Source organism: Streptomyces sp. NBC_00028 (genome assembly GCF_045041065.1).
Lineage (GTDB): Bacteria > Actinomycetota > Actinomycetes > Streptomycetales > Streptomycetaceae > Streptomyces.
Map to the genome: position 1 here is coordinate 3,553,172 of NZ_CP108293.1, position 18,329 is coordinate 3,571,500.

Genomic DNA, 18,329 nt, shown 5'->3' on the forward strand with positions numbered 1-18,329 from the left:
CGGGGTCACCCGCACCATCACCCGCCTCAGCGGCGCGCCACGCCCTCCGCGCGAGCCGCGGCGGCGACCGCCGCGGTGACCGCCGGAGCGACCCGCTCGTCGAACGGGGACGGGATGACGTAGTCCGCGGCGAGGTCGTCGCCGACCACCGACGCCAGTGCCTCCGCCGCCGCGATCTTCATGCCCTCGGTGATCCGGGAGGCCCGCACCTGGAGCGCGCCGGCGAAGATGCCGGGGAACGCGAGGACGTTGTTGATCTGGTTCGGGAAGTCGGAGCGACCCGTCGCCACGACCGCCGCGTACTTGTGCGCGACGTCGGGGTGCACCTCGGGGTTCGGGTTGGCCATGGCGAAGACGAACGCGCCCTCTGCCATAGACGCCACCGCCTCCTCCGCGACCGTGCCGCCGGAGACGCCGATGAAGACATCGGCGCCGGCGAGGGCGTCCTCCAGGGAACCGGTCAGCCCGGCCTTGTTGGTGAAGGAGGCGACCTCGCGCTTGACGTCCGTCAGGTCCGCACGACCCGTCGAGATGACGCCCTTGCGGTCGGCCAGCGCGACATCCCCGATGCCGGCCTCGACCAGCATCTTGGCGATGGCGACACCGGCCGCGCCGGCGCCCGAGATGACCGCGCGGAGCTGCCCGATCTCCCGCCCGCTCAGCCGCGCCGCGTTGCGCAGCGCCGCCAGCGTGACGACGGCCGTGCCGTGCTGGTCGTCGTGGAAGATCGGGATGTCGAGGCGCTCCTGGAGGCGCTTCTCGATCTCGAAGCACCGCGGCGCCGAGATGTCCTCCAGGTTGACCCCGCCGAAGGAGGGAGCGAGGCGGACCACGGTCTCGACGATCTCGTCGACGTCCGTGCAGTCCAGCGCGATCGGCACCGCGTCCACGCCGCCGAACTGCTTGAAGAGGATGGCCTTGCCTTCCATGACCGGAAGGGAGGCCTCGGGCCCGATGTCACCGAGTCCGAGGACCGCCGTGCCGTCGGTCACGACGGCGACGACGGACGACTTCCACGTGTAGTCGTGGACGAGCTCGGGCTGCTCGGCGATGGCGCTGCACACCTTCGCCACGCCGGGCGTGTACGCGAGGGACAGGTCGTCCTTGTCACGGATCGGCACGGTGGCCTGCACTGCCATCTTGCCGCCGCGGTGCAGCGCGAACGCGGGGTCGAAGGAATCGAGGGGCTCCGCCCCTCCGTCCTGGCCCGTATCGCTGTCGCTGCGAGGATTGACGATCTCCGCTGCCACTTGTTCTACCCCTTAGATATTCATGGTTTGAGGGTGGCCACTCCTGGTTGAGAAGTGGGCGGGCACCGCGTACGGCCCTGTGTCGGTGATGCGTACGGGCCGTACACGACGGGCGCGCCGCACACGCGCCCTGAGCCCCGGATGAGGGGTGTAAAGAACCTTCTTACCGGACGGACGGCACCCGCGACGAGTCCAATACGTGCAAGGTCACATGACGGACCGCGCACATCACATATCGGTGACATGAATCATGAACAAATATGTGGACACACGCTCGACACCCTCTTGACAGCGGGTCGAGCCGCCGTGCATGCCGGGAGCTTGGCGCTCACATCGTGAGATGCACCGGAGATCCTCCGGCCGGAAGGATGGATTCCCGCAAGAGGTGCCGTCATGATGTCCGACCTGATGCGGTTCGGGGGTAACCCGTTATCCGATTTTGACATGGCTGGCCCCCTGAATGGCGCAGTCCGAATGGCAAGATGCCGTAATCACACGAGGTCGCGGCACTCGAAGGCGTGTGCTCTCGTCGACCTAGGAAACCAAGGCCCCTGCCGACCCCATCGGCAGAAGCCCGCCCCATCGGCAACTCCACCCATCCGCCGGAGGAACCCACCATGACCGCAAGCTCCACCCGTCGTACGACCGCCGCCCGCTCCCGGCTCGCAGCGGTCGGCTCGATCGCGGTCGCAGGCGCCCTGATCCTCACCGGCTGCGGTGACCAGACGGACAGCGGCAACGACAGCGGCTCGAAGGAGAGCGCGTCCTCCAGCAAGGCGCCGCTCTTCGACAAGCTGCCCGCGGACATCCAGAAGGCCGGCGTCATCAAGGCCGGTACCAACGCCGAGTACGCCCCCATGGAGTACCAGGAGGGCGGCAAGATCGTCGGTGTCGACATCGACATCGCCAACGCCCTGGGCGAGCAGCTGGGCGTGGAGTTCAAGTTCACCTCCGGTTCCTTCGACGGCCTGATCACCGCCCTGAACTCGGGCCGCTACGACCTCGCGATGTCCTCCATGACGGACACCAAGCAGCGTCAGGAGGGCCTGGACGACAAGGGCAAGAAGCTCGGTCCGGGTGTCGACTTCGTCGACTACTTCAAGGCCGGCACCGCCGTCTACGTCGCCAAGGGCAACCCGAAGGGCATCAAGTCCATCGAGGACCTCTGCGGCCAGACCGCCGCCGTGCAGCGCGGCACCACGTACGAGGCCGCCCTTCAGACGCAGTCCAAGGCCTGCACGAAGGACGGCAAGAAGAAGATCAACATCGAGTCGTTCGAGAACGACACCGAGGCCCAGACCCGTGTGAAGTCGGGCGGCGCCGTCGCCGGTGTCAACGACTACCCGGTCGCCGTGGACCTGGCCCGCAAGGCCGACGGCGGCAACGCCTTCGAGGTCGTCGGCGAGCAGGTCGACGCCGGTCCGTTCGGCATCGCCGTGAACAAGGACAACAAGGAGCTCACCTCCGCGCTGGAGGCGGCCGTCAACGCGATCATCGAGGACGGCACGTACAAGAAGATCCTCGACAAGTGGGGCGCCCAGTCCGGCGCCATCGACAAGGCCGCCGTCAACGGCGGCAAGTGACGTCCCGCACCACTGAAGGGCAGTCACGGTGACTGACAAGTTCGAGAAGGAGCCGGCGGACGCGACGCCGCCGGTCTCCAAGGAGGCCTCCTCCTCCGCTGCCGCCGCCTCCGTGGCGCCCGAGGCGATCAAGGCCATCCCGGTCCGCCACTGGGGCCGCTACGTCAGCGCGGTCATCGTCCTGGCGCTCGTCGGCCTGCTGGTCAACGCCTTCGCCACGGCCGACAAGATCCAGTGGTCCGCGGTCGGCGACTACGTCTTCGACGACACGGTCCTCAAGGGTGCCGGGCGCACCCTGCTGATCAGCGTGCTCGCGATGATCATGGGCGTGGTCCTGGGCGTGATCCTGGCCGTCATGCGGCTCTCCAAGAACCCGGTGACGAGCTGGGTGGCCTGGGTCTACATCTGGTTCTTCCGCGGGACGCCGGTCTACGTCCAGCTCCTGCTCTGGTTCAACCTGGCGCTGATCTTCCCCATGCTGAATCTCGGTCCGATCTACAAGGACGAGATGGTCGACGTCATGACGCCGTTCATGGCCGCGCTCCTCGGCCTGGGGCTGAACGAGGCCGCGTACATGGCGGAGATCTGCCGCGCCGGCCTGCTGGCCGTCGACGAGGGCCAGACCGAGGCCTCGCACGCGCTCGGCATGAGCCACGCCAAGACGCTGCGCCGGATCGTCATCCCGCAGGCGATGCGGGTGATCGTGCCGCCGACCGGCAACGAGTTCATCAACATGCTCAAGACGTCGTCGCTGGTGTACGCGGTGACGTACAACGAACTGCTGCGCGCCACGTCGACGATCGGCTCCACGTCGTACGCCGTCATGGAGATGCTGTTCGTGGCGTGTATCTGGTACCTGGTCATGACCAGCGTGTTCAGCGTCTTCCAGTTCTACCTGGAGCGGCGTTTCGCCCGCGGCTCGTCCCGGAACCTGCCGCCCACACCGTGGCAGAAGATCAGGGTCAACATGATGGCCTTCAGCCGCGAGAGGGGTAACACGGCATGACCGCCATGGTGAAGTCCGAGGGCGTGCACAAGTCCTTCGGCCCGGTGGAAGTCCTCAAGGGCATCGACCTGGAGGTCAAGCAGGGCGAGGTGTTCTGCCTCATCGGCCCCTCCGGTTCCGGCAAGAGCACGTTTCTCCGGTGCATCAACCACCTGGAGAAGATCAACGCCGGCCGGCTGTACGTCGACGGCCAGCTCGTCGGCTACCGCCAGAAGGGCGACAAGCTCTACGAGCTCAAGGACAGCGAGGTCGCGCTCCAGCGCCGGGACATCGGCATGGTGTTCCAGCGGTTCAACCTGTTCCCGCACATGACGGCGCTGGAGAACGTCATGGAGGCCCCGGTCCAGGTCAAGGGCGCGAGCCGGGCCCAGGCCAGGGAGCGGGCGGGCGAGCTCCTGGAGAAGGTGGGCCTCGCCGACAAGGCGAAGAACTACCCCTCGCAGCTCTCCGGCGGCCAGCAGCAGCGCGTCGCGATCGCCCGGGCCCTCGCCATGGACCCGAAGCTGATGCTGTTCGACGAGCCGACCTCGGCCCTCGACCCGGAGCTGGTCGGTGACGTCCTCGACGTCATGCGCGACCTCGCCGAGTCGGGTATGACGATGGTCGTCGTCACCCACGAGATGGGCTTCGCCCGCGAGGTCGGCGACAGCCTGGTCTTCATGGACGGCGGTGTGGTGGTCGAGTCCGGCAACCCGCGCGACGTCCTGACCAACCCGCAGCACGAGCGGACGCAGGCGTTCCTGTCGAAGGTCCTGTAGCGGGTCGTACGACGAGGAAGGGGCGGTACGGGATTCCCGTACCGCCCCTTCCTCGTCGTACGGTCACTTGACCGCGAGCAGCAGCGTGTCCGACGGCGAGGCCCACACCGGCCTGGCCTCCCCGAAGCCCTGCTCCCGCAGCACGCGCGCGTGCCAGGCGGCGGAGGGCATCTCGCCGTCGGCGTGCTCGCCGTAGATCTCGAAGCGGCGGGCGGTCGGGCCGGCGAGGACCGGGTCCTGGGCGGCGACCTCCCACCACTCGGCCCAGTCGAGGGCGCCGTCCGCCTTGGCCTGATCCATGCGGGCGTGACGCTGGGCGCGCTCGGCCGCGTTGATCCGGGGCGTCGTCTCGTCGATCATGTGGTCCGCGTTCATGAAGACACCGCCGTCGCGGACGAGTTCCGCGACCTGACCGTAGAGGGCCGCGAGGGGTTCGCTGTGCAGCCAGTGCAGGGCCGTGGCGGTCAGGACCGCGTCGTACGTGGCGTACGGCAGCTTCGCCGGCCAGTGGGGGTCCTTGAGGTCGGCGGTCACGAAGGTGACCCGGTCGTCGTCCGCGAAGGTGCCCTCGGCGATGGCGAGGAGCGCCGGGTCGAGGTCGACACCGGTGCTGGTGGCCTCCGGGAACCGGGCGAGCAGCCTGGCCGTGATACTTCCCGTGCCGCAGGCCAGGTCCAGCACGCGCGGGCGGGGTCCGACGAGGGCCTCGACCATGTCGAGCATGATCCGGAAGCGTTCCTCGCGGTCGGGCATGTACCACTCCTGCTGCCGGTCCCAGCTCTCCTGCCAGGCCTGCCAGTCGGTGTGGGTTCCGGTTCCGGTCGTCAAGGGATCCCCCTCTTCCTGTGCATACGTAATACCCTGGAAGCACGATCAGCTGTTACCGACCCTAGTTCACCCTCGTAAGGACTACAAGTGGAACTGGCCTATTACTCGGATTACGCCGTGCGGCTCGTCAACAGCGAGGACCCGGCCCGGGGCAAGGACACGCTGACCTCGGTCGAGGCCATCCGCGAGCTGTTCGGCGGCAGCCAGGAGGCGGCCCGGCGGGCCACCGACTCCGATGTCACCCGCTTCCGCTCGGTCCGCGGCCGGCTGCGCGCGGTCTTCGAGGCCGCCGACTCCGGCGACGAGAGCCTGGCGGTCAACCTGCTCAACGCGCTCCTGCTGGAGTTCCCGGTCAGCCCGCAGATCTCCGGGCACGACCACCGGGACGACAGCGGCCGCCCGTTGTGGCACATGCACCTCGCCGACCACCCGTCCAACGTGACCGCCGGCTACGCGGCCATCGCCGCGATGGGGCTGGCCTTCCACCTCACCGAGTACGGCGTGGACCGCCTCGGCCTGTGCGAGGCCGCGCCCTGCCGCAACGCCTACCTCGACACCTCCACGAACCGCTCCCGGCGCTACTGCTCCGACCGCTGCGCGACCCGCGCCAACGTGGCCGCCTACCGCGCCCGCAAGCGCCTGGAGGCGGACCGGCCGGAGAAGACGGGCCTGGCCGCCGACAGCACCCAGCGGGCCAGCGCGAGCGGCGAGCGCCGACCTGCCTCCGGCGGGCGGTAGCGGAAGCGGACCTTGCCGAGGATCAGGTCGTCGGGCACGACGCCGAAGTCCTCGCTGTCGGCGGTCGCGCCCAGCGGGTTGTCGGCCAGCACCCACCAGCCGCCCGGCCGGCGCTCCGCCGCCCGCTTCACCACGAGCAGGTTCTGCTGGAGGGGATGGCGCAGGATGACGATGTCGCCGGACCGGACCCGGCCCGTGTAGCGGATCAGGAGCTGGTCCCCGTGATAGAGCGTGGGCACCATCGACGGTCCGGTCACCTCCACCCACCCGAAGGGCGGGAGCGGCGCTCCGTGTTCGGTCTCCTGCGACAGCTCCGGCATCCCCGGCACCTCCCCGGTACGTTCATCCACCAGTCTCAGTCTGACCCCGGACTTTTGTCCTAAGCCCATGGGGGCACTCGCGAAAACCCGTCTCGCAGGGAGTAATGTCCCACCTGAGAAGACGATCACGAGGAAGGAATGCTCCATGCTTTCCCGCCTGTTTGCCCCCAAGGTCAAGGTCAGCGCCCACTGCGACCTGCCCTGCGGCGTGTACGACCCGGCCCAGGCCCGCATCGAGGCGGAGTCGGTGAAGGCCGTCCAGGAGAAGATGGCCGGCAACGACGACCCGCACTTCCAGGCTCGCGCCACCGTCATCAAGGAGCAGCGCGCCGAGCTCGCGAAGCACCACGTGTCGGTGCTGTGGAGCGACTACTTCAAGCCCCCGCACTTCGAGAAGTACCCGGAGCTGCACCAGCTGGTCAACGACGCCCTCAAGGCCCTCTCGGCCGCCAAGGCGTCCACCGACCCGGCCACCGGCCAGAAGGCGCTGGACTACATCGCCCAGATCGACAAGATCTTCTGGGAGACCAAGAAGGCCTGAGCCTCGCCAAGTCTCGCCGTACGGCGGCGCAGTGATACAGATCACTGCGCCGCCGTCGTGCGTAACCGGGCGTGTTCTTCCGGATTGACGGGCTTTTGATCGTTTACGTTCCGCATACCTTTCCCTCGGCGTCACACCTGTGATGTCCCTGGGGACACTGCTGCGAAAGGTGTGCGCGTCGCGATGAGACGTCGTTGGTGGTGGGCGGCCGCGCTGACAGCGGCGACGGTGACCGGGGCACTGGTCGTCCAGGGCGTGCCCGGTGATACGTCGGACAGCGCCGCGGACGACGGCAAGTCACGGCCCGTCAGGAGCACTGACCGCGCGGCCGAGCTGACTGTGGCCGCCGACGGCGCCTCGGCCCGGCTCGCCCAGCGGGACACCGCGGACTTCAGTCTGCTCGGCCTCACCTGGTCGGACCCGTCCGCGCGCGTGGCCGCGAGGATCGAGGCCCGTGCCCGGGACACGAGAACCGGCACCTGGTCCCCGTGGCTGACGCTGGACACCGCCAACGGGCCGGGCGAGGACGGGGCCACCCGCGGCGGTACGGAACCGGCCTGGGTCGGGCCCTCCGACGGCGTCGAGGTACGCGTGGACGGCAAGGCCTCCGCCAAGCTGCCCGCGGGCCTGCGCCTCGACATGATCGACCCCGGCTCCGCCACCGGCTCCGACGTGGAACCGGGCGCCTTCGCGCCGGACGACACCGCGACTTCCGCCGCCTCCCCGAGCACGGCGGCCACGTCCCCGGCCCCGGCCGCCGGTTCGGCCTCGGCGACGCCCACCGCGTCGTCCGGCGCCCCGGCGTCCGCGGTCCCGCGGCCCGCGATCACCTCGCGGGCCGGCTGGGGCGCCGACGAGTCGATCAGCCCGCAGGAGCCGGAGTACCTACCGAGCGGCAGGATCAAGGCGGTGACGGTCCATCACACCGTCGGCTCCAACGCCTACACCTGCGCCGAGGCCCCGGCCGTCGTCCGCGGCATCTACGCGTACCACGTGAAGACGCTGGGCTGGAGGGACATCGGCTACAACTTCCTCGTGGACAAGTGCGGCACCGTCTACGAGGGCCGCAAGGGGGGCGTCGACCAGCCGGTGCTGGGCGCGCACACCTACGGCTTCAACACGCAGACGGCCGGCATCTCCGTCCTCGGCACCTACACGGACACCGCCCCGAGCACGGCGGCGATGACCTCCGTCGCCCGGATCGCCGCGTGGAAGCTGGGCCTGTACGGCGTCGACCCGGACGGCACGACCACGCTGACGGCGGGCGCGACCGGCGGGAACTTCTCGGGCAGGACCTGGACGCTGGGCGCCCGGCTGGAGTTCCCGACGATCATCGGCCACCGCGACGGCTACAACACCGAGTGCCCTGGCACCGCCTTCTACGCCGAGCTGCCGACGATCCGCTCCTGGGCCGCGGGCCCGGTCACCGGCCTCGCCCTGAAGTCGGTCACCGGCTCGGGCACGGTCGGCTCGACGGCGTACACCAATGCCTCGGTCACCCTGAACTGGTCGATCACCAGCCCGGCCGCCTTCGTCTCCCGGTACGAGGTGCTGGTCGACGGCGAGGTGGCCGCCACCGCCGCCGGCTCCGCCACCTCGGCCAAGGTCACGCTGCCCGTGGGGACGCACAAGGTCGCCGTACGCGCCGTCCACCAGTCCGGGAGGTCGACCACCACGGCGACGGCCACGGTCGTCGCGGAGACCACCGCGCCCACCTTCTCCACCAGGCCCGCCCCCGCCCTGCGCACCGGCACGGTGAGCGCCACGGCCGTCCCGCTCACCCTGAAGTGGAAGGCCACGGACTCGGCCGCGCTGAAGGAGGTCAGACTGACCGCCCCGGCCACCGCGACCTACGGCCCCACGACGACCAGCACCCTCCAGAACGCCAGGCCCGGTACGGCCACCACCTGGTCACTGAAGGCCTACGACCAGGCCGGCAACACCGCCGGCGCCTCGGTCAGCGGCACCCCGGTGATCCTCCAGGAGACGGCGGCGACCAGGTCGGGCACCTGGACCGCCAAGTCCTCGTACAGCTACCTGGGCGGCACGTCGTACACCAGCAGGACCAAGAACTCCTCGCTCAGCTGGACGTTCACCGGCCGTTCGGCGGCCTGGGTGGTCTCGCGGGCCTCGACCTCGGGGCGGGCGTACGTCTACGTGGACGGCAAGAAGGTCGCCACCGTCGATCTGAGGTCGACGACGACCTCGTACCGGAACGCGATCTGGGCGAAGACCTGGTCGAGCGGTGGCAAGCACACCGTCAAGATCGTGGTCGCCGCCACCAGTGGCCGTCCGACGGTGACGACGGACGGCCTGGTGTACCTGAAGTGAGCTGACCGTGCCCGGGCGAGCGTGCGATGCTGGCCGGGTGAACCGTGAGGATCTGGTGCGACTGCGCAAGGCCCGTGACCGTATGGACCGCGAGTACACCGAGCCGCTCGACATGGCGGCCCTCGCGGGCACCGCGCTGATGTCCCCGGGCCACTTCCAGCGCAGCTTCAAGGACGCCTACGGAGAGACCCCGTACGGCTATCTCATGACCCGCCGCGTCGAGCGCGCGAAGATGCTGCTGCGCCGCGGTGACCTCACCGTCACCGAGGTGTGCATGGCCGTCGGCTGTACGTCCCTCGGCTCGTTCAGCTCCCGTTTCACCGAGCTGGTGGGCGAGACACCGAGTTCCTACCGGGCCCGGTCGCACGAGGAGAGCGCGGAGATCCCGCCCTGTGTGGTGCGGGCGTACACCCGGCCGAGACGGGCGTGAGGACGGTGTCGGCCATAGGTTGGCCCCATGGACCTGAGACTCCACACCTGTTTCATCGCCGTCGACGACCACGACAAGGCGATCGCCTTCTACTGCGACGTCCTGGGCCTTGAGGTCCGCAACGACGTCAAGTACGAGGGGATGCGCTGGACGACCGTCGGATCACCGCTGCAACCGGACGTGTCGATCGTCCTGGAGCCGCCGGCCGCCAACCCCGACCTCTCCCCCGCCGACCGGGACGTCATGGAGCAGCTGCTGGCCAAGGGCGTGCTCCGCGGGGTCAACTTCACCACCGCCGACTGCGACGCCCTCTTCGCCCGCGTCCAGGAGTCCGGCGCCGAGGTGCTCCAGGAGCCGACGGACATGCCGTACGGCGTGCGCGACTGCGCGTTCCGTGACCCCGCCGGAAATATGCTGCGGTTCATGCAGGCCCCCTGACCTACGATCCCCGGCATGAGCATCCGCTGGACGTACGCCTTCATCGACCGCCCCGCCGAACTCGTCGCCCGCGCCCATGAGTTCTGGACGGCGGTCACGGACACGCGACTCTCCCCGTTCCGGGGTGAGTTCGTGACGCTGGTGCCGTCCGGTGCCGACCCGTGCGTCAAGGTGCAGGGCGTCGACTCGGGCGCGGGTGGGGCGCACCTGGACTTCTGCGTGGACGACGTACCGGGGTTCGTGCGGTCGGCGCTCCGGCTCGGGGCGTCGACGGCCGCCGAGCACGAGGGGTGGGCCGTACTGCGGTCCCCCGCCGGGCAGTTGTTCTGCGCGGTGCCCTGGCACGGCGAGTCAGTCCGCCCGCCCGTCGTCGACGGCTCCCGCCTCGACCAGGTCTGCCTGGACCTCGCGCCTTCGGCCTACGAAACCGAAGTGGCGTTCTGGACCGCCCTGTTGCCCGAGTGGCAGTCCCGCGCCGGTTCCCTCCCCGAGTTCCACGTCCTCGCGCCACCACCCGGTCTCCCGGTCCGTATCCTCCTCCAGCGCCTCGGCGAGGACCGCCCCGCCTCCGCCCACGTGGACCTGGCCTGCGCCGACATCGAGGCGACCCGGCTGCGCCACGAGAAGCTGGGCGCCGAGACGGTCGCCCACGGCCGGCACTGGACGGTGCTGCGCGACCCGGCCGGCGGCACCTACTGCCTGACCGGCCGGGACCCGGAGACCGGCGGGCTGCCTAGCGTGTCCTGATGAAGCACAGGGCGTCGCCCTTGCCTTCCGTGAGCGCCGGGCACATGCTCTCCCACCCCTCCGGAAGCGAGGGCGCTGGGCTGAACTCCGTCCCGCCTGCGGGCTGCTGCGGCTCGCCCGAGTCCTGGAGCCACCAGGTGAGCCCGGCCCCGACGGCCACCACGACCGCCCACACGACCAGGACCCACCGCCATAACCGGGGCCGCCTCGTCACCCCCACGCCTCCACGTCGACCACGGCGTCCACCGCGAGCGGCCCGTAGATGTGCGGGAACTCGTCGGCGCCGGGCTCCGGGGCCTCCCATTTCAGGGGCACTCCGAGCCGGTCGGGGTCGATGACCAGCAGCACCAGTTCGTCGGGGCCGTCGTAGGAGCCGTACAGGAAGGCCGCGACCTCGGGGAGCTGGGCGCGGGTCGAGCAGTGGATGAAGCCCTCCTGCTGAAGGGTCTTGCCACGGGTCGACATCTCGTACGTTCCCCGGGCGCGGGCTTCCTCCCAGAGGGAGCGTTCGGTGAGGTGCACGATGCGTTGGGACATGCCGCCACGCTACGGCCTCAGCCGGGCCGCCCGCCTCCGCAAATAGCGCTGCTCGGGCAGGCTCAGGGTCTGCGCGGCGGCCGACTCGTAGGCGGCGCGGGCCTCGTCGTACGACCCGGCGCGCTCCAGCAGATGCGCCCGTACGGCGTCCCGGCGGTGCCCCAACCCGCCCTCCAGCACGTCCAGTTCCGCGAGGCCGGCCGCCGGACCATGGACCATGGCGACGGCGACCGTGCGGTTGAGGCGTTCGACGGGGCCGGGGACGAGGCGGACCAGGAGGTCGTAGAGGCCGAGGATCTCCCGCCAGTCGGTGGTGTCCGCGGACGGCGCCTCGTCGTGGACGGCGGCGATGGCCGCGCGCAGTTGGTAGGGGCCGGCCGGGCCGTGCGCGAGGGCCGTGGTGATCAGGGCGACGCCCTCCTCGATCGCGGCCTTGTCCCAGCGCTCGCGGTCCTGTTCGTCGAGGGGCACGAGATCGCCGTCCGGGCCGGTGCGGGCCTCGCGGCGGGCGTCGGTGAGCAGCATCAGGGCCAGCAGCCCGGTCACCTCGCCGGTGCCGGGGAGCAGCCGGTGGACCGCGCGGGTCAGCCGGACGGCCTCACCGGCGAGGTCACGGCGTTGCAGCGCCGGGCCGGAGGTCGCCGTGTAGCCCTCGTTGAAGATCAGATACAGGGTCTGCAGGACGGCCGGCAGCCGTGCCTCCCAGTGGTCCGGCCGGCCGAAGGACACGCCTCGCACCTTCTGCTTGGCGCGGCTGATCCTCTGGGCCATGGTCGCCTCGGGCACCAGGTACGCGCGGGCGATCTCGGCCGTCGTGAGGCCGCCGACCGCGCGCAGGGTGAGGGCGATCTGGGCGGGCTGGGGCAGGTCGGGGTGACAGCAGAGGAAGAGGAGGGCGAGGGTGTCGTCCTCCCGCGGCGCCCGGTCCGCCCCGGACGCCAGGCGTTCGCCGAGCGCCGCGGCCCGCTCCTCCCGCGCCCGCAGGGCGTGCTCCGCCCGCATTGCGTCGACGAGCCGCCGCGAGGCCACCCTGATCAGCCAGCCGCGCGGATTGTCCGGGACGCCGGCCGACGGCCACTGCCCGGCCGCGGCGAGCAGTGCCTCCTGTACCGCGTCCTCGGCGGCGTCGAAATGGCCGTACCGCCTGATCAGCGCGCCGAGGACCTGCGGCGCGTGCAGGCGCAGCAGGTCCTCGGTCTCGGTCGTCCGTCGCACGGGGCTCAGATGTCGCCGGCGCCGTCCAGGATGGGACGGATCACCACCGCGTAGACGGGTGCGCCCGCGGGTTGCGGGCAGCGGGTGACGCGGTCGGCGATCTCGGTGACCCGCTCCAGGCTCGCGCAGTCCAGCACCCAGTAGCCGGCCATCAGCTCCTTGGTCTCGCTGTACGGCCCGTCCGTGATCACGGCCTTGCCGTCCGCGCCGAGCGTGACGTGACGGATCTTCGCGGGCTCGGCGAGACCCTGTGCGTCGATGAACTCACCGGTCTCGGCGAGGTCGTCGTTGATCGCGGACATATGGGCGTACATCGCCTGGATCTCGTCGTCGTTCCAGGCGGGGGAGCTCTCGGAGGCCTTGCCGCGCATGGCCTCGTAGTCCTGCTGCGTGCCCTGCACCATCATGAGGTACTTCATGGGTCCGCTCCTTCGGCTCCGGCCGCGCCTTCCGTGGGCGGCTTCTCATCGGGGACGTCGGAGCCGGGCCGGGGTTCTCGACAGTTTCACGACACGGGTTCAGGAATTCTTTCCGGCGGATTCTCCGCCGACCTGCCCGGCGGGCTTCCTGGCGGACCTTCCGGCTGCTCTCTTCGCGCGCTCGTCGTCGGGCTCGGTGCCCTCCTCGGCGTATGCCGCGCAGTCCGGATTGCGACAGGGTCCCGCCACCCAGACCGGGACCCACGCGCCCAGCGTCTTGTGACGGTGGACGACTGTTTCGACAGGCTGTCCGCAGACGGGACAGACGCGTTCTTCGCTGTCCATGCCTTCAGGGTAGGGCGGCCCGGGCGTCAGCGCTTCCTGCTGTACGCGCGCACGACGACGCCGTTCTTGAAGACGCGGACCTCGTCGAGGGCGAACTCGGCGACCGAGAAGCCGGCGGCGAACATCGGCATGCCGGTGCCGAGGGCGACCGGGTAGGTCTTGATGACGAGCTCGTCGATCTCGTCGCGCAGTTGGCCGGCGAGCTGTGCGCCGCCGCAGAGGTAGATCCCCAGCTCACCCTCCTCCGCCTTGAGTTCGCGGACCTTCCCGAGAAGGTCGGCGCCGACGATCTCGACGTGCGGGTCGGGGGACTCGGTGAGGGTGCGGGAGGCGACGTACTGGCGCAGATGGTCGTAGGGGCTGGTGATGCCCTCCTTCAGGCCGACGTCGTAGCTGCCGCGGCCCTGGATGACGGTGTCGAACCGCCTGGGCGGCAGGTCGTGGACGCCGAGGGCCCTGCGGCCGTGGGCGGCCATGGTCTCCGGGTACTCGGCGGTGAGGAACGCGATGAACTCCTCGTCGACGTACGGGTACATGAAGGACGCGTCGCCGCTCTCGTCACCGATGAAGCCGTCGATCGAACAGGCGACGAAGTACGTGAGCTTTCGCAAGCTGGTCTCTTTTCGTAGGCTGCGCCCTGTCGTGTGAACCACTCCAGATGTAGTGCTTCAGTTGTAGTACTTCACTTGTAGTGGTTGCAAGGGTTTTTCTGTGCGTGAGTGGAAGTACCGGAAAAGAGGAGAGGTGATTCCGCATGGCCGGCAATCCGGAGCGGCGGGCGGCGCTGGTCGACGCCGGGGTCGCGGTGCTCGCCCGGGAGGGGGCGCGGGGGCTGACGTTCCGCGCGGTGGACGCCGAGGCCGGGGTGCCGGTGGGCACGGCCTCCAACTACTTCACCGGGCGCGACGAGTTGCTGCGGCAGATCGACGCGCGGCTGCATGTGCGGCTGGCGCCCGATCCCGAGGTGCTCGCCGGGCTGCTGGCGAGGCCGAAGGACCGGGCGCTGGTCACGGCGTTCATGCACGACCTGATGTCCCGCGCGACCGCCGACCGCACCGGCTATCTGGCCCTCCTGGAGATGCGCCTGGAGGCCACCCGCCGCCCCGAGCTCCGGCAGTCCTACACCCGCTCGGTGCGCGCCGACCTGGAGCAGGGCATGGAGTTCCACCGCGACGCGGAGCTGCCCGGCGGCGACGAGACGGTCACCGTCCTCTACCTCGCGATGCTCGGCCTGCTCCTGGAACATCTGACCCTGCCCGGCGTACTGGAGGGGGTGCTGCCGGGGGTGGGGGTACCGGAGGGCCTGGTGGAACGGATCGTGGAGACGGTGGTGCCGGAGGGGTGAGGAGGGCGGCGGCAGGGGGCGAGGGGTGGGGTGGACGTGGGCTGCGGGCTCGTGCGGTCGGAGGCGGGGGCGCAGGATCGTGGTTCAGGCGTCGACGACCTTCGCTCCGGCTCCATGGGGTAGGGGCTGCAGCTGGGGCGTCAGGCCGAAATGCGGGCCCGCGGGGCGCAAGTGCGGGCCTCGCTGAGCGAGAGGTGTGGGCCGCGCCGGTGTCGGCGGCTCGAGTGTGGAGGCTGCTCGGTCAGGGGCGGGGTTCGCGCCACATCGGCCACATCTGGGGGCCGTCGGGGAGGTCCAGCGGGCGGTTCTGGAGGGCGAAGCCGAGGCGTTCGTAGAGGACGCGGCTGCGGGCGCTGCTGGCCTCCAGGTAGGCGGGCAGCCCCTCACGGTCGCAGCGGTCGAGGACGGCGCCGATGAGGGCGGTACCGAGGCCCGCACCCTGACGGTCGGGGCTCACGCCGATCATCCAGAGGTATTCGTGGGCGCGGCCGACGGGGTGGATGTCCTCCGTGAGCCGGGCGATCAGCTCGATGCGCTCGTTGGCGGGGTCGATGCTCGCGCGCATCTGGGCGGGGCCGTCGTCACCCTCGCCTTCCTTGTCACCGCCCTCGCCGTTCGCCTCGGCCGGCATCGGGAGCCACAGCGCGCAGGCCGCGCCGTCCTCGGCGAGGTCGATGCGGCCGTCGGCCAGCACGACGTCGGTGAAGGCGGCCATGAGCTTGTGGTGGGTGGCGCGGCGGTACTCGTCGCCCGGGAAGACCCACCGGCTGACGGGGTCGTTCTGGAAGGCCCTGTCCAGCAGCCGTACGACCAGATCGCGGTCGTCCTGGCCCGCCGCCCGTATCGCCACACCCATGGCCCGCCCCTTTTTCTCAACTGGCCGTGCTCGTCCGGCCGTTGACTCTATCGGGGACGGTGTGGCGGGCGCGCCGAAGGGGCGGGGCCCGCACGCCGTGGGGATGTGCGGGACCCGCCGGACCGGAGCCCCTCGGGGCCGCGCGGGGTCAGGAGCCGCGCGGCCCCGGGGGTTCCGGGGTCTGGGGTCGGCCGCCTGAATCCGCCGCGCCCCTGTCCGTAGCCGTGCCGGTGCCGGTGTCTGTACCTGTGTCCGTGCAGCAGTACGGCCCTCTGTTGTCCCAGCGCTCAACCGCCGCGCCGTGTCACGTACTCCGCGGGGCCCCGCAGTGGAGCGGGGTCACCGCCAGCGGCCGATCTCGACGTTCTCCAGGACGCCGAGCGCGTCCGGCACGAGGACCGCGGCGGAGTAGTAGGCGGTCACGAGGTACTTGATGATCGCCTGTTCGTTGATGCCCATGAACCTGACGGACAGGCTCGGCTCGATCTCGTCCGGGATGCCGGCCTGCTGGAGTCCGATGACGCCCTGCTCGGCCTCACCGGTACGCATGGCGATGATCGAGGTCGTACGGGCCTCGGTGACCGGGATCTTGTTGCACGGGTAGATCGGGATACCGCGCCAGGTCGGGATGCGGTTGCCGCCGACGTCGATGGTCTCGGGGACGAGTCCGCGCTTGTTGAACTCACGGCCGATCGCGGAGATCGCGCGCGGATGGGCGAGCAGCAGCTTGGTGCCGCGCCGCCGGCTGAGGAGTTCGTCCAGGTCGTCGGGGCTGGGCACACCGTCGTGCGGCTGGAGGCGCTGGTCGTACTCGCAGTTGTGGAGCAGTCCGAACTCACGGTTGTTGACCAGCTCGTGCTCCTGGCGCTCCTTCAACGCCTCGACGGTCAGCCGGAGCTGGTGCTCGGTCTGGTTCATCGGCTGGTTGTAGAGGTCGGCGACGCGGGAGTGGATGCGCAGGACGGTCTGGGCGACGCTCAGTTCGTACTCGCGCGGCCGGGCCTCGTAGTCGACGAAGGTGTGCGGGATGTCCGGCTCACCGCTGTGGCCCGCCGCGAGCGCGATCTCCTTCTCGCCGTATTTGTTGGTGCTCTGCTCCGGGATCGAGCGCAGCTCCTGGAGGTGCTCACGCAGGGTGTCGGTGCGCTCGGCGACCTGGTCGACGTCGCCCCGCGGCAGGACCAGCACCGTGCAGGCGGTGACCGCGCGGGCGGTGTACTCCCAGATGGCGTCGGGGTCGAGCAGGGCCTGGTCGCCGAAGTAGGCGCCGTCGGCGAGGACTCCGAGCACGGCGTCGTCGCCGTAGGGTCCTGTGCCGATCTTCTCCACCTTGCCGTGCGCCAGCAGATAGACCTCGTCGGCCTGGCTGCCGAAGGAGGCGATCACGTCGCCCGGCGCGAACTCACGCTGCTGGCAGCGCCGGGCGAGTTCGCCGAGCACCTCCTCGTCCTCGTACGACCTGAGCGCCGGCAGTTCGCCCAGCTCGGCCGGGATGACCTCGACGCGGTCGCCCGTCTTGACGAAGGTGACCCGGCCGTCCCCCACGGCGTAGGTCAGTCGGCGGTTGACGCGGTACGTACCACCCTGGACGTTCACCCATGGCAGCGTGCGCAGCAGCCAGCGGGAGCTGATCTCCTGCATCTGGGGTGCGGACTTGGTCGTGGTGGCCAGGTTCCGCGCGGCTGCCGTACCGAGACTCTGCTGCGGACGGCCCTGCTCCGCACGGACCTCTTCGCCTACCGACATATGAGAAACGCCCTCCCGTACATGCCCGGGCGCCGGTCTGCGCCGGGACATCTGTACGCGCAAGCCTTCCTCACGGAGCGTGGCGGTGGTATTACCCGAAAGAGGGGGACTGGATCTTCGATTGCTGGGCATTGATGCAGCTCTCGCACATGCGTGCTGTTCCGGTCGGCTCCACGGCCTTTGTCCGAAACGGCTCGCACGCCGTACGAACAAGGAGTCCCGGCCGTCCGCTTTCGGTACAAGCACCGTGACGAGACGTCCGCGGCAGGCGGCCGTCGGCGCGCAGCTGAAGGAGGCGGCATGGCCCCACCCATGTCCGCGGCGGATTTCCTGGACGCCCTGAGGGGCGAGGGCGTCACCGTCGTGGAGGTCGGCGACTGGAGACATCACAACCGCAACCACAAGGGCCCGTGGGGCCCGGTGCACGGCGTGATGATCCACCACACGGTCACGCAGGGCAGCGAACACACGGTCGAACTCTGCCGCGACGGTTACGCGGAGCTCCCCGGCCCGCTCTGCCACGGCGTCATCACCAAGGACGGCCGGCTCCACCTCGTCGGCTACGGCCGCGCCAACCACGCGGGCCTCGGCGACGACGACGTGCTGCGCGCGGTGATCGCCGAGAAACGCCTCCCGCCGGACAACGAGGCGAACACCGACGGCAACCGTCACTTCTACGGCTTCGAGTGCGAGAACCTCGGCGACGGCCACGATCCCTGGCCGGACGCCCAGCTGGAGGCGATCGAGCGGGTGTCCGCCGCGATCTGCCGCCACCACGGCTGGACGGAACGGTCGGTCATCGGCCACCTGGAGTGGCAGCCCGGCAAGGTGGATCCCCGCGGTTTCACCATGGCGTCGATGCGGGAGCGCATCGGAGACCGCCTCCGGTGACAATG

At 70.0% G+C, this 18,329-nt stretch carries 22 protein-coding genes; 11 read left to right on the forward strand and 11 right to left on the reverse strand.

All coding sequences use genetic code 11. The features are described from left to right. Positions 1-26 precede the first annotated feature (26 nt). On the reverse strand, positions 27-1,250 hold the full coding sequence (locus OG885_RS15520) for an NADP-dependent malic enzyme (RefSeq protein ID WP_405731317.1): 1,224 nt from the start codon (positions 1,248-1,250) through the stop codon (positions 27-29). Positions 1,251-1,867: 617 nt separating this feature from the next. Between OG885_RS15520 and OG885_RS15525 the strand changes: the two genes are divergently transcribed. From OG885_RS15525 to OG885_RS15535, 3 genes are read left to right on the forward strand one after another with little or no spacing between them, the layout of a single operon-like run. Next, positions 1,868-2,833, forward strand: coding sequence for an ABC transporter substrate-binding protein (locus OG885_RS15525; RefSeq protein ID WP_405731319.1), 966 nt, complete (start codon positions 1,868-1,870; stop codon positions 2,831-2,833). A gap of 28 nt (positions 2,834-2,861) precedes the next feature. Further along, positions 2,862-3,839 carry an amino acid ABC transporter permease gene (locus OG885_RS15530; RefSeq protein ID WP_405731321.1) on the forward strand — a complete coding sequence of 326 codons (978 nt, stop codon included), beginning with the start codon at positions 2,862-2,864 and terminating at the stop codon, positions 3,837-3,839. Continuing rightward, positions 3,836-4,597 carry an amino acid ABC transporter ATP-binding protein gene (locus OG885_RS15535; protein ID WP_405731323.1) on the forward strand — a complete coding sequence of 254 codons (762 nt, stop codon included), beginning with the start codon at positions 3,836-3,838 and terminating at the stop codon, positions 4,595-4,597. The genes OG885_RS15530 and OG885_RS15535 overlap by 4 nt, the downstream gene beginning before the upstream one ends. Positions 4,598-4,660: 63 nt before the next feature. Here the strand turns inward: OG885_RS15535 and OG885_RS15540 are convergent, their stop codons facing one another. Continuing rightward, positions 4,661-5,425, reverse strand: coding sequence for a class I SAM-dependent methyltransferase (locus tag OG885_RS15540; RefSeq protein WP_405731325.1), 765 nt, complete (start codon positions 5,423-5,425; stop codon positions 4,661-4,663). A gap of 87 nt (positions 5,426-5,512) precedes the next feature. On the opposite strand from OG885_RS15540, the gene OG885_RS15545 reads away from it, so the two are divergent. Then, positions 5,513-6,163: a CGNR zinc finger domain-containing protein gene (locus tag OG885_RS15545; RefSeq protein ID WP_405731327.1), complete on the forward strand. Its 651-nt coding sequence runs from the start codon at positions 5,513-5,515 to the stop codon at positions 6,161-6,163. On the opposite strand, the gene sodX is transcribed toward OG885_RS15545, so the two are convergent. Continuing rightward, positions 6,046-6,483 carry a nickel-type superoxide dismutase maturation protease gene (sodX, locus tag OG885_RS15550; protein ID WP_405742744.1) on the reverse strand — a complete coding sequence of 146 codons (438 nt, stop codon included), beginning with the start codon at positions 6,481-6,483 and terminating at the stop codon, positions 6,046-6,048. The two genes, OG885_RS15545 and sodX, sit on opposite strands and share 118 nt — an antisense overlap. A gap of 145 nt (positions 6,484-6,628) precedes the next feature. Between sodX and sodN the strand changes: the two genes are divergently transcribed. The 5 genes from sodN (at position 6,629) to OG885_RS15575 (ending at position 10,970) form a co-directional block, all read left to right on the forward strand. Next, on the forward strand, positions 6,629-7,024 hold the full coding sequence (gene sodN / locus OG885_RS15555) for a superoxide dismutase, Ni (RefSeq protein ID WP_023546844.1): 396 nt from the start codon (positions 6,629-6,631) through the stop codon (positions 7,022-7,024). A 183-nt stretch (positions 7,025-7,207) separates the two neighbouring features. Next, positions 7,208-9,355, forward strand: coding sequence for an N-acetylmuramoyl-L-alanine amidase (locus OG885_RS15560; protein ID WP_405731330.1), 2,148 nt, complete (start codon positions 7,208-7,210; stop codon positions 9,353-9,355). A 37-nt stretch (positions 9,356-9,392) separates the two neighbouring features. Next, positions 9,393-9,785 carry a helix-turn-helix transcriptional regulator gene (locus OG885_RS15565; protein ID WP_329334842.1) on the forward strand — a complete coding sequence of 131 codons (393 nt, stop codon included), beginning with the start codon at positions 9,393-9,395 and terminating at the stop codon, positions 9,783-9,785. 27 nt (positions 9,786-9,812) lie between these two features. After that, on the forward strand, positions 9,813-10,223 hold the full coding sequence (locus OG885_RS15570; protein ID WP_399948382.1) for a VOC family protein: 411 nt from the start codon (positions 9,813-9,815) through the stop codon (positions 10,221-10,223). Between the two features lie 15 nt (positions 10,224-10,238). Then, positions 10,239-10,970, forward strand: a complete 732-nt coding sequence (locus tag OG885_RS15575; RefSeq protein WP_405731333.1) for a VOC family protein — start codon at positions 10,239-10,241, stop codon at positions 10,968-10,970. On the opposite strand, the gene OG885_RS15580 is transcribed toward OG885_RS15575, so the two are convergent. The 6 genes from OG885_RS15580 to OG885_RS15605 form a co-directional block, all read right to left on the reverse strand. Further along, positions 10,957-11,184 (reverse strand): hypothetical protein, encoded by a 228-nt coding sequence (locus tag OG885_RS15580; RefSeq protein ID WP_405731337.1) that lies wholly within the window; start codon positions 11,182-11,184, stop codon positions 10,957-10,959. The genes OG885_RS15575 and OG885_RS15580 overlap by 14 nt on opposite strands. Beyond that, a complete protein-coding gene (locus OG885_RS15585) occupies positions 11,181-11,507 on the reverse strand; it encodes a DUF952 domain-containing protein (RefSeq protein WP_405731339.1) in 327 nt (108 codons plus the stop codon). The genes OG885_RS15580 and OG885_RS15585 overlap by 4 nt, the downstream gene beginning before the upstream one ends. A 9-nt stretch (positions 11,508-11,516) precedes the next feature. Then, positions 11,517-12,722, reverse strand: a complete 1,206-nt coding sequence (locus OG885_RS15590) for an RNA polymerase sigma factor (RefSeq protein WP_405731341.1) — start codon at positions 12,720-12,722, stop codon at positions 11,517-11,519. Between the two features lie 5 nt (positions 12,723-12,727). After that, positions 12,728-13,141, reverse strand: coding sequence for a YciI family protein (locus OG885_RS15595; protein ID WP_405731343.1), 414 nt, complete (start codon positions 13,139-13,141; stop codon positions 12,728-12,730). 99 nt (positions 13,142-13,240) lie between these two features. Further along, positions 13,241-13,486 (reverse strand): hypothetical protein, encoded by a 246-nt coding sequence (locus OG885_RS15600; RefSeq protein WP_405731345.1) that lies wholly within the window; start codon positions 13,484-13,486, stop codon positions 13,241-13,243. A gap of 26 nt (positions 13,487-13,512) precedes the next feature. Then, entirely contained in the window at positions 13,513-14,097 is a 585-nt protein-coding gene (locus OG885_RS15605; RefSeq protein WP_405731347.1) for a dihydrofolate reductase family protein, read from the reverse strand. Positions 14,098-14,240: 143 nt separating this feature from the next. Between OG885_RS15605 and OG885_RS15610 the strand changes: the two genes are divergently transcribed. Further along, positions 14,241-14,831 carry a TetR/AcrR family transcriptional regulator gene (locus OG885_RS15610; RefSeq protein WP_405731349.1) on the forward strand — a complete coding sequence of 197 codons (591 nt, stop codon included), beginning with the start codon at positions 14,241-14,243 and terminating at the stop codon, positions 14,829-14,831. A gap of 241 nt (positions 14,832-15,072) precedes the next feature. Here the strand turns inward: OG885_RS15610 and OG885_RS15615 are convergent, their stop codons facing one another. Together OG885_RS15615 and OG885_RS15620 are read right to left on the reverse strand one after the other, a co-directional pair. Next, positions 15,073-15,687, reverse strand: coding sequence for a GNAT family N-acetyltransferase (locus tag OG885_RS15615; protein WP_405731351.1), 615 nt, complete (start codon positions 15,685-15,687; stop codon positions 15,073-15,075). 339 nt (positions 15,688-16,026) lie between these two features. Further along, entirely contained in the window at positions 16,027-17,433 is a 1,407-nt protein-coding gene (locus OG885_RS15620) for a family 2B encapsulin nanocompartment shell protein (RefSeq protein WP_405731353.1), read from the reverse strand. Positions 17,434-17,733: 300 nt separating this feature from the next. On the opposite strand from OG885_RS15620, the gene OG885_RS15625 reads away from it, so the two are divergent. Next, positions 17,734-18,324, forward strand: coding sequence for an N-acetylmuramoyl-L-alanine amidase (locus tag OG885_RS15625; RefSeq protein ID WP_405731355.1), 591 nt, complete (start codon positions 17,734-17,736; stop codon positions 18,322-18,324). The last annotated feature ends 5 nt before the right edge of the window (positions 18,325-18,329 follow it).

Excerpts from the sequence above, each read along its gene's own strand:
- OG885_RS15600 (WP_405731345.1), bottom strand. The coding sequence starts at position 13,486 with ATGGACAGCGAAGAACGCGTCTGTCCCGTCTGCGGACAGCCTGTCGAA.
- OG885_RS15615 (WP_405731351.1), bottom strand. The coding sequence starts at position 15,687 with ATGGGTGTGGCGATACGGGCGGCGGGCCAGGACGACCGCGATCTGGTC.
- OG885_RS15595 (WP_405731343.1), bottom strand. The coding sequence starts at position 13,141 with ATGAAGTACCTCATGATGGTGCAGGGCACGCAGCAGGACTACGAGGCC.
- OG885_RS15560 (WP_405731330.1), top strand. The coding sequence starts at position 7,208 with ATGAGACGTCGTTGGTGGTGGGCGGCCGCGCTGACAGCGGCGACGGTG.
- OG885_RS15585 (WP_405731339.1), bottom strand. The coding sequence starts at position 11,507 with ATGTCCCAACGCATCGTGCACCTCACCGAACGCTCCCTCTGGGAGGAA.
- OG885_RS15610 (WP_405731349.1), top strand. The coding sequence starts at position 14,241 with ATGGCCGGCAATCCGGAGCGGCGGGCGGCGCTGGTCGACGCCGGGGTC.
- OG885_RS15625 (WP_405731355.1), top strand. The coding sequence starts at position 17,734 with ATGGCCCCACCCATGTCCGCGGCGGATTTCCTGGACGCCCTGAGGGGC.
- sodX (WP_405742744.1), bottom strand. The coding sequence starts at position 6,483 with ATGCCGGAGCTGTCGCAGGAGACCGAACACGGAGCGCCGCTCCCGCCC.
- OG885_RS15620 (WP_405731353.1), bottom strand. The coding sequence starts at position 17,433 with ATGTCGGTAGGCGAAGAGGTCCGTGCGGAGCAGGGCCGTCCGCAGCAG.
- OG885_RS15535 (WP_405731323.1), top strand. The coding sequence starts at position 3,836 with ATGACCGCCATGGTGAAGTCCGAGGGCGTGCACAAGTCCTTCGGCCCG.
- OG885_RS15575 (WP_405731333.1), top strand. The coding sequence starts at position 10,239 with ATGAGCATCCGCTGGACGTACGCCTTCATCGACCGCCCCGCCGAACTC.
- OG885_RS15525 (WP_405731319.1), top strand. The coding sequence starts at position 1,868 with ATGACCGCAAGCTCCACCCGTCGTACGACCGCCGCCCGCTCCCGGCTC.
- sodN (WP_023546844.1), top strand. The coding sequence starts at position 6,629 with ATGCTTTCCCGCCTGTTTGCCCCCAAGGTCAAGGTCAGCGCCCACTGC.
- OG885_RS15570 (WP_399948382.1), top strand. The coding sequence starts at position 9,813 with ATGGACCTGAGACTCCACACCTGTTTCATCGCCGTCGACGACCACGAC.